Source organism: Paracoccus caeni, assembly GCF_016629665.1.
Classification (GTDB): domain Bacteria; phylum Pseudomonadota; class Alphaproteobacteria; order Rhodobacterales; family Rhodobacteraceae; genus Paracoccus; species Paracoccus caeni.
This window is the reverse complement of record NZ_JAEPRQ010000017.1, coordinates 1-8,446: the sequence shown is the minus strand read 5'-3', so window position 1 is coordinate 8,446 and position 8,446 is coordinate 1. Positions and strand designations below refer to the sequence as shown.

At 60.5% G+C, this 8,446-nt stretch carries 5 protein-coding genes and 2 pseudogenes; 4 read left to right on the top strand and 3 right to left on the bottom strand.

What is annotated here, in order from left to right; all coding sequences use genetic code 11:
- Positions 1-190: 190 nt before the first annotated feature.
- Positions 191-1,168 carry an alpha/beta hydrolase gene (locus JJJ17_RS20110; protein ID WP_200689688.1) on the bottom strand — a complete coding sequence of 326 codons (978 nt, stop codon included), beginning with the start codon at positions 1,166-1,168 and terminating at the stop codon, positions 191-193.
- 80 nt (positions 1,169-1,248) lie between these two features.
- Here JJJ17_RS20110 and JJJ17_RS20480 point away from each other — a divergent pair.
- The 4 genes and pseudogenes from JJJ17_RS20480 to JJJ17_RS20095 form a co-directional block, all read left to right on the top strand.
- Positions 1,249-1,449 (top strand): annotated as a pseudogene (locus JJJ17_RS20480) (LysR family transcriptional regulator); the annotation flags it as partial.
- 374 nt (positions 1,450-1,823) lie between these two features.
- Positions 1,824-1,919, top strand: a pseudogene (locus tag JJJ17_RS20105) (IS5/IS1182 family transposase); the annotation flags it as partial.
- A gap of 67 nt (positions 1,920-1,986) precedes the next feature.
- Positions 1,987-2,895, top strand: coding sequence for a serine hydrolase domain-containing protein (locus tag JJJ17_RS20100; protein WP_234464236.1), 909 nt, complete (start codon positions 1,987-1,989; stop codon positions 2,893-2,895).
- Positions 2,896-3,242: 347 nt separating this feature from the next.
- Positions 3,243-3,998 (top strand): SDR family NAD(P)-dependent oxidoreductase, encoded by a 756-nt coding sequence (locus JJJ17_RS20095; protein WP_200689687.1) that lies wholly within the window; start codon positions 3,243-3,245, stop codon positions 3,996-3,998.
- Between the two features lie 255 nt (positions 3,999-4,253).
- On the opposite strand, the gene JJJ17_RS20090 is transcribed toward JJJ17_RS20095, so the two are convergent.
- Positions 4,254-6,548 carry a hypothetical protein gene (locus tag JJJ17_RS20090; RefSeq protein ID WP_200689686.1) on the bottom strand — a complete coding sequence of 765 codons (2,295 nt, stop codon included), beginning with the start codon at positions 6,546-6,548 and terminating at the stop codon, positions 4,254-4,256.
- A gap of 744 nt (positions 6,549-7,292) precedes the next feature.
- Positions 7,293-7,976 (bottom strand): UPF0149 family protein, encoded by a 684-nt coding sequence (locus JJJ17_RS20085; RefSeq protein WP_074991450.1) that lies wholly within the window; start codon positions 7,974-7,976, stop codon positions 7,293-7,295.
- Positions 7,977-8,446 lie beyond the last annotated feature (470 nt).

Here is an 8,446-nt window from a genome sequence, read left to right as displayed (position 1 = left end):
GTCCAGAAATGACCACTTCAGGTGACCTAAGCCGTCGCCGTAAGAGCTGTAGTCATATGGTCCCGCATAGCAAACGCCGTGCCCCCGGCACAGTAGGTCATCTTTGCTTGACGGTTGGGATCGGTTGCCCCCATAAATTCATCCTGGCGCGGCGGGTTACCCGCGCCGCGCCCTATTGCCACCCGCGCCCTCAAGCCATGTGTTCGCGGAACCAGTCTGCGGCATGGCCGGCCGTGCGATCGACGACGTCGGGCTGCTCGTAATACTGAAAGTGGTTGGTGCCGTTCTCCCAGATCAACCTCTTGTCCTTCGTTGGGATCGATTCGAAATGCCGACGCGCCGCCGCCGGGTTCATGCACATGTCGGAGTGAACGATGAGGGCGGGCTTGTCGAGCTTCGCCACACCGGGCACGGTCGTATAGTCGAAATGGTCTAGATCGCTCATGACAGCGTAACGGTTCTCCCAACCCTTCAGCGTCCAGGGTCCGTACCAGCTCCAGACCAGTGGTCCCGGCAATCCTGCTTCCGAGCCTGTCTTGCGATCGCCGAGTTCCGGGGCGACGAGCGGGCGATAAACAACTTCGCCCGTTGCCTCATAGCGGGCCTTCGCATCGCGTGCGCGTTCGAGACGCGCTCCAAGCAGAGCCTCCAGTTCTTCGGTTGTGGGGGCGTTCGCCTTGTCGAACGGGTTTTCCGTAACGCCGGCCGCAATCATGAACAGGTCGGTCTCGCGGTCGCGATAGTAGCCCGTTACGGAGGCGACTGCCTTGATGCGATCATCGTAGGAAGCGATGTCAAGCATCTCGGGACCGCCTTGGCAGATGCCCAGGCCGAAGATGTGTCCGGAATCGACATCCGGCCGGGTAAGCAGATAGTCAAGCGCCGATACGGCGTCCTCGTTCTTCATCTTGGGATTTTCCAGCCGTCGCGGTGTGCCGCCGCTCTCGCCAACCGTGCGCGGATCGAAGACCAGCGCCAGAAAGCCCTCGTCGGCCATCCGCGTTGCATAATGCGTCGGGGCCTGTTCCTTCTCGAAGGAATAGGGTCCAAGCAGAACGACGGCAGGAAACGGCCCGTCTCCCTTGGGACGATAGATGACGCCGACGACGTCTTCGCCATGTGAGACGAACGTAACTTTCTCGGGGATGTAGTTGCCATGCTTGGCCATCGTGCATTTCTCCTTTTCCTGTCGTTCAAATCTAGGCCAGCTTGACTGTCGCAACTATCTCGCCAATTCTTGATGACGAGATGAAGAAAATTCACCAGTCTAGATCCGGCGATCTGCTCACACTGAGCGTGTTCCTTGCCGTTGCGAACCATCGCAGCTTTCGTGCGGCATCCGTCGAACTCAATGTCACCAGGTCGGCAGTCAGCCACTCAATAAAGAGCCTTGAGCAGCGCCTCGGTGTGCGCTTGTTCAATCGAACGACGCGTAGCGTCTCGTTGACCGAGGCAGGAGAGCGGCTCGCGGGAAAGCTTCGTCCGGCCATGTCGTCGATCACGGAAGCGTTGCAGGAGGTTGATGATTTTCGCGGTACGCCGAGCGGCACCGTCCGGATCAACGCCAGCGATGTGGCGGTCCGCATGGTTCTGCGACCACTGCTCGCCCGGTTTGGGAAACGGGCTCTGGCGCGGAGCTTTGCGGGTTGCGCACAGGCGCAGTGTGAAGGTCCGGTATGGCCTCGAAGCAACGCGCTGCGGCACAGCAACCGACACCTTCGTCGGTCGCAGGCCGACCCGCCACTCGGGCCGACGAGGCTGGCCCAAAGCTGCCGGTCGATCTCGTTACATGCTGCGTGGCTGCATTACCGGAAGCTGAGTTTCGGCTGGCAACCCGCTACGACAAAACCGCAGCCAGCTTACTGGGCTTCGTCGACATAGCATGCATCAGGATCTGGCTCCGCCATTTGTCAACATGACCTAGTCCTGCGCCGCTGGCGGGTTCAGGCTGCCAGATCGACGCACAGAGCCCATTGCGGACGTTCCATGAGGGCCTATCCTGTGCAGATGACCACAAACCAACCAATCTTCACCCATCGTATTTCTGCATCTGACGCTCGTCAGGTGCAGGAGGCCGAAATCTTTCCCTATTGGAGCTTCACCAAAACCGTCATTGCGATCTGTGCCTTGCGCATGGCGCAAGAGGGGCGGATCGATCTGGACAGGATGCTGACAGGTTACGACTTCTCACTACGCCAGCTTTTGGGTCATACCTCGGGCCTTCCGGATTACTACTCTCTCGCCTCCTACAGAAAAGGGGTCGCCGCAAATGAAGAGCCTTGGCCCGCCGCGCAATTGCGGGAAGCGGCGATGGCGCAGGGCAGGCTCTTCGCGCCGGGGAAGGGTTGGTTCTATTCTAATCTAGGTTACATGCTGGCGCGGGATCAGATCGAAGATGTAACGCAGCAATCATTCTCAAGCCTCGTCAAGCAGATGATCTGCGATCCACTCAGCCTCCGGAGTGTCGAACTCGCGCTCACGCGGCGCGATTTCGACCGCATCCATTGGCCGAGCGCTTCAGGATATCACCCAGGCTGGGTTTACCACGGCTGTCTTACCGGCACTGCCGTCGATGCGGCGAAGATCTTGCATGCCCTATTCATGGGTGAGTTGCTCAATGCGCCCACGCTTTCTGAAATGCGGATCCATCATCCCCTCGGTGGAGCCATTGAGGGGCGGCCATGGACAGAATGCGGCTATGCACTGGGCCTCATGAGCGGGCGTTGTGGGGAGGCTGGTCGGGTCATAGGCCACTCTGGCGGAGGGCCGTTTAGCGTCAATGCGGTCTACCATTTTCCCGATCTACCAACGCCCATCACTGTCGCGAGCTTCACAGACGGCAAAAACGAGGGTGTCGCGGAATTTGCGGCTGTCAAAGCGGCACTGCGCGACTGACCGCTTTGTCCGCATAGCCGACGGTGGCGGCGTGCTCAGGCCGCATCAAGCCTAAGCGTCAGCTTTCGGGAATGCTGCATTGCAGTAGCCGCAGGCGCCGACTGGCAGGTAAGGGCCGAGTGCGCGGGCCAGAGGCTGACTGGCGCCGCCCCTAGTGCAAAGAGCGGCAGATCGACGTGAAGAGCCCGTTGCTGCCGCATAGCGGGCGCCGCTGACTGGGCCGCGCGGCAAGATCGGCACTCAGAGCCCATTGCCGACGGGCTATCTTGTGCAGGTCATTCAACTCTTTGACAAAATTGATCGCATCAAATTTGGTGAAATCGGGCACGAAAGAGGAGGGATGGGAGATGATGAACAGAGCTGCAGCCAATCGAGAAATTGCCTTGGTAACCGGGTCCACGTCAGGCATAGGCGCTGCAATTGCGCGGCGGCTTGTCGATGAGGGGCTTTTCGTAATCCTGCATTCGGGCCGGTCACCTGACAAAGGCGCGGCGCTTGCTGCTGAGCTAGGTTTTGCGAGCTACATTCAGGCCGACCTCTCTCGAGAGGCGGAAAGAGTTAGACTCATTTCCGACGCCGTCGCCGTTACCGGAGGGCTGGATGTTTTGGTTAACAATGCTGGCATCAGCGGGCTGATTCCGCATGACGACCTATCGGCGGCAAGTCCTGACATCTGGCGAGCGCAGTATGAGGTCAATGTCATCGCTCCATTTCAACTCGTCGCGCTGAGCGAGAAGCATCTTCGCGCCTCTGCGCAAAGGAATGGCAGAGCTAGCGTGATTAATATCAGCTCACATGCTGGCGTTCGGCCAAAAGGCGGATCGATCCCCTATGCGGCGACGAAGGCTGCGTTGAACCATGTCACGCGACTTTTGGCCCGGACGCTTGGGCCTGAGATCAGAGTGAACGCGGTCGCGCCGGGTCTGGTTAACACGCCGCTGACTGCCGACTGGACCGAGGCGCAAGAAATGTGGAAAGATCAGTCGCCGATGAAAAGGCCAGCACAGCCCGAGGACATTGCGCAGGCAGTTATGATGCTGATCAGGGCGGATTACATCACGGGGGAAATCCTGCTCTCTGATGGCGGTTTGAATCTTACCTGAGCCGTCATGGTTGGGACAGCACTTCACGTGCGGTGCGGCCGTGGCGACCGACCGCTTCGTCCGCAGAGCAGACCGTGACCCGACGATCTCGCCGCGCCAAGCACGAACGTCTGGTATAGGGATGCTGCAAGGCGGCGCCAGGCCGGGGCCGTAGGGCAGCAATGGGCCGAGACCGGACGCGCCAAGGGCACGGCTTGAAGGACTGCTTTGGGCCGGTTCCTGTTGAGGCAACGATGTTCGTCCTGTGCCGCGAAACTAATGAGATCCTTTTCTTGCACGCTTTCGGACGGCGTCACTAATCTTCATGCCAAGATCTCTCCCAGCTTCCGTCGTGGAAGGCTTCGCCGCCAGAAGCTGGGCCAGCTTATCTCGTGCCCGCAGGACATCGGGGGCTAGCGCATCCGTCATCGAAGCCCTGACAAGCAGTTCCAAGGTGGATCGCATGGTTGACGGAGCTTGCATGCGGTCGCGGACTTCCATTGCGGCAAGCACATTGTCCGCCATTCGCGCCTCGAGCCAGGCGAACAGCGGATTTGGCCTATCACGTCCAGCGCGGCGAAGCCGTTCCAGACGGCATGTTAGCGCGCCGATCTGACGGTCGCTTGCGGCCTGCAGGGCCTTGTGCAGGTTATCCGCCGCTTCAAGCACTTCGGCCCGCCATTCCCTTCTGATCCCGATGTCCAGCAGATCATGGACCCGCCCTGTGCCCATCAGTGCCGCAACACCTGCTACTGGCCCAAGAACCAAGGCCCCTGCGGGGCCCAGAAACACAAGCCCTAGCATCGCGCCCCCGGCTTGTCCCGCGCCGGCCAAGCCCCCGCGGATGGTCAGATCGATGACCAGCCATGCCGGCAGGTCTTCCATCGGGATCTGTCCTGTCCATGCCTTGTGCGCCGCACGCACGCCGCCGATCAGGGCCGCGTAAAGCGGCACCGCGACGTCTCCCAGTTCGGTAGCAGCCAAGAGGGACTGATCGACGAGGCTCTGCACCTGATCGAGGTCAAAACCGGTGATCGTCGTCACCATTGGCGCCCAAGCCTCGTCCAATGCTTGTGCCTTCAAAGCCAGAGCATTGTCTGCGATGACGGGAATGTCGGGATATTTCGCAAAATGCTCCTTGAGCAATGAGATGTCGGCGCCGCACTTGATCTGGACCTGAACGCCATCGACGATGAGGTCGTAGCCAGGGGTCGTTGCGCCATCGGCAAGCATCACATCGTGACCGTCGTCGATCAGCCGCGCCATTACGACCTGCTCGGCGCTATAGCCTCGAAGCGAGATCCGGGCACCTTGAGAGGCGAAGCTTGCAACACAGGCCGCAAGGTCAAGCGGCGTTTCCAATTCCGCGACCCTCGAAAAATCTGCGGCCGCCAGAACCGCCGGATCAACCGCCGCTGCGTTGTAAAGCATATCGCCTGCGGTGAGCCCCGCCACGAGAGCCACATCCTGACGATCTGTCACCTCGTCGAGCACGAGAACTTTTCCCCAGAGGCCGGGCGCAGCCCGTGATGCGGCCGGCATCTCCATCGAGAGGGTCTCGGTGATCGATCCAGCTTTTAGCCGGATCTCCTCGCGTTGCTGCTTGTCGAGATGGGCAAGATGCGCATCGCTCATCCGGTGAAGGCTGCGGAATGCGTTCAGGAGGGTGTCCGCTCCATCCTCTGCACAATGTCCCCTTACGGCCAGAAGGATGGCGACCCTCGCGGCAGCGACCTCACGGGCCGCACCGACCTTGCCGCTGATCGCCCAATAACCAAGGGCCGCGCTGCCAGCCAGCACTGTCATCGGATTGATCATGACGAACAGCAATGAGGTGAGGGCCGGCCCCGAGACGACGGGGATCACGGCTGACAGCTGCGCCGCGAGTATATATGGCGCAAAACCCGCGGTGCCAATCGCCCCCGCCAGTGCGGCCCACCCGCCTCCCGCAATGACTGCAGTGGAGACCGCCTGCTGGCCTTTGCGTATGGCCGCTGCGACTTCGGGATCCAGCTGGCCCCGGCTCTCGGCTGCCAGGAGGCTTTCCATAATGGCGGCAAGCTCGTGCGCGACGACGTCCGGAAACGTCACGGCCGAACTGGCGCGCTTGCGCGCACCCGGAACGGCGCGGAGAAGCTTTCGACCCGCCCGCGCAAAGATCGACACGTCGGCCTCTGCGCTTTCACGCTGTGCATCTGCAACCGCAGGAGCGAGGATCTCCGACGCCCGCACAGCGATGGCTGCGGCCTCCTCCACCAGGCCGCGCATCGACAGAGGGTAAAGGCCCGGCAGGCCAAGGCTCCGTTTAACGCCGAGCCAGAGCTGTGCCCGCAACGCGTCCGTCGGGACGGGTCCCTCCATCAATCCATTGGCGAACTCGGCCACTCGATCGGCCGCGGGGGTGACATCTGACACGAGCTTCCGTCGCGCGGCATCTCCCAGAGCGCCTGTCATCTTAACCAGTCGCGCGGCGTCCAGCAGGGCGAGAAGACCGCAGATCTCCTTGCGAGAGGCATCGCCCAAACCTGCGGCAATATGGCGGGGTGACGGGACGGCGCGAGGTTGGATCATGTTCAACATCCTGGAAAGCTACCCAGGACGCCAGGTTCAGGGAACCCCTGCAATGCCTTGAGCGCGCGCAATTCCATCGGAGGTCGCTGCCGACGTCGGTAGTTCGATTTTGCGGAATCTAGCACGACAGTCCAGTCTGGGAGAACTGCATCGTCGCGTTTGGAAAAGCTCAACAGTCTGGTCGGGGGCCATTGCCGACATTCCAACCGGTGGATTTCCGCACCCGGCTTCCAGCGACCGCTTTGGGGAGTGCCGCCACGCAGCATTGCTCGAGGTCGACCGCCCGCAATGGGCCGTGAGTGCCTAAGAACTCGCTCTTGTTCACCGTGTTCCCAGCGGGTGTTATTTGCCTAACTTGATGCTAATTTCACAAAGGACCCCGAGGACCAAGCCGAAGAACACCAACGCTGAACCTTGCGAAAGCCAGAGCGCCGACTGTGCCATAGAGGTCCGATCAAAGTCGGGGGCCAGCACATCGGGGGCAACAACGAACGATCCGATGATCGCTACGATGCCAATAGCAACGGCCCCAACGCCTGCGATCCTACCAAATTTTGTGAACACCCTTCACTACTCCTCGATATAGCGAGCCACAGCGCGAAAATCAGCTCTTTTCCGCTTTCCGGGCTTGCCATGCGAGAAGGGTCGCCGCAATCACAAATGACCGTTCTGGGGAAGCCGCACCGCAGCGACCAGCTCGGGTGTGAAAGGCAGCAATGGGCCGTGAGAGACTTGGGCGATCGGTCAGTTCCGACCGCAACATTGCTTGTATTTGCGGCCCGCCCCACAGGAGCATGGGTCGTTCCGCCCAGGCCGGGGACCGGCGTTGAACGGCATCTCGGAACGATTTGCGGGCTCCATGCGGGAAAGCTCGGGACGAGACTGATAGAGTATCGTCGCAACGCAGTTCGGGATCAGATTGGGTGCTTCAAGGTCGATTTCGTCGATCTCCTCATCCGTGAACTTGCTGTGGCCAGTGTATATTTCCTGAAGCGCCATCAAGAAGATCATCGTCGTCCGCGTCTCTTCGTCGGCCTGAGCGAGCAGTCGATCCCAAGCATCCGGTCTTAGCCCCATAGCGCGAGTGAAGCCATCGATCCAAGGCTCCCACATCACCTCATCACTGTTGGGGTCAACCTCGTAGATGGGTTCGATCCAAGGTGAGCGGGTCATCGCCTCCGCAACCGAGTTGTAGTGAGCCATGACCGCACCGACCGTGGCTTCGGCGGTTTTCTGATCGGGAAAATTTGCCTCACCTGTCTCTCCCCAGACATGGGACATCCATTCCGAGGGCGGGATCATATCCGGGCAGGCAAGAACACCGACTACGTAGCCATCAAGTTCACTGAGCGTCATGGGCATGTTCTCGATGGGCAGCGCATGCAACAGCGCGCTGAGACGCTCGAGTTCCTGATCGGACTGGTCCATAAATACCTCCCGGTGTTGCTCGGAATTTTTTACTCTGCGCGACGCCAACCCGTAATCCGCGCGAAGCCTGCTTCAAGCTCGGACAGGAAGATTGCTGCAGGCACCCCGAATGTCCGCAGTGGTGAAGCCGCGACGTAGCATCAGATCGTCGCGCCAACGTCTGCAAAGTGCCGTAACTCGACTTGCTGCACCTGCATTCGCTGCGGCTTCTACGAATGTCGGCGATGGGCTCTTCACGTCGATCTGCCGCTCTTTGCACCAGGGGCGGCGCCAGTCAGCCTCTGGCCCGCGCACTCGGCCCTCTGCGGACGCTCACCCGGTCACAATGCAGCTTCGCCGCGTTCCGTAAAGCCGCCGTTCGCCTGCATCACAGTACGAACTCGGCCCAAATGTCAGATATGCGTCTGGCGACCGATCTGAATTCTGGGAGCTTACAATCTCTGCTCATCATAAGTGCGGCGGCGTTCCCG

Coding starts and splice junctions, on each gene's coding strand:
- JJJ17_RS20110 (WP_200689688.1), bottom strand. CDS start 1,168: ATGGCCAAGCATGGCAACTACATCCCCGAGAAAGTTACGTTCGTCTCA.
- JJJ17_RS20100 (WP_234464236.1), top strand. CDS start 1,987: ATGAGGGCCTATCCTGTGCAGATGACCACAAACCAACCAATCTTCACC.
- JJJ17_RS20095 (WP_200689687.1), top strand. CDS start 3,243: ATGATGAACAGAGCTGCAGCCAATCGAGAAATTGCCTTGGTAACCGGG.
- JJJ17_RS20090 (WP_200689686.1), bottom strand. CDS start 6,548: ATGATCCAACCTCGCGCCGTCCCGTCACCCCGCCATATTGCCGCAGGT.
- JJJ17_RS20085 (WP_074991450.1), bottom strand. CDS start 7,976: ATGGACCAGTCCGATCAGGAACTCGAGCGTCTCAGCGCGCTGTTGCAT.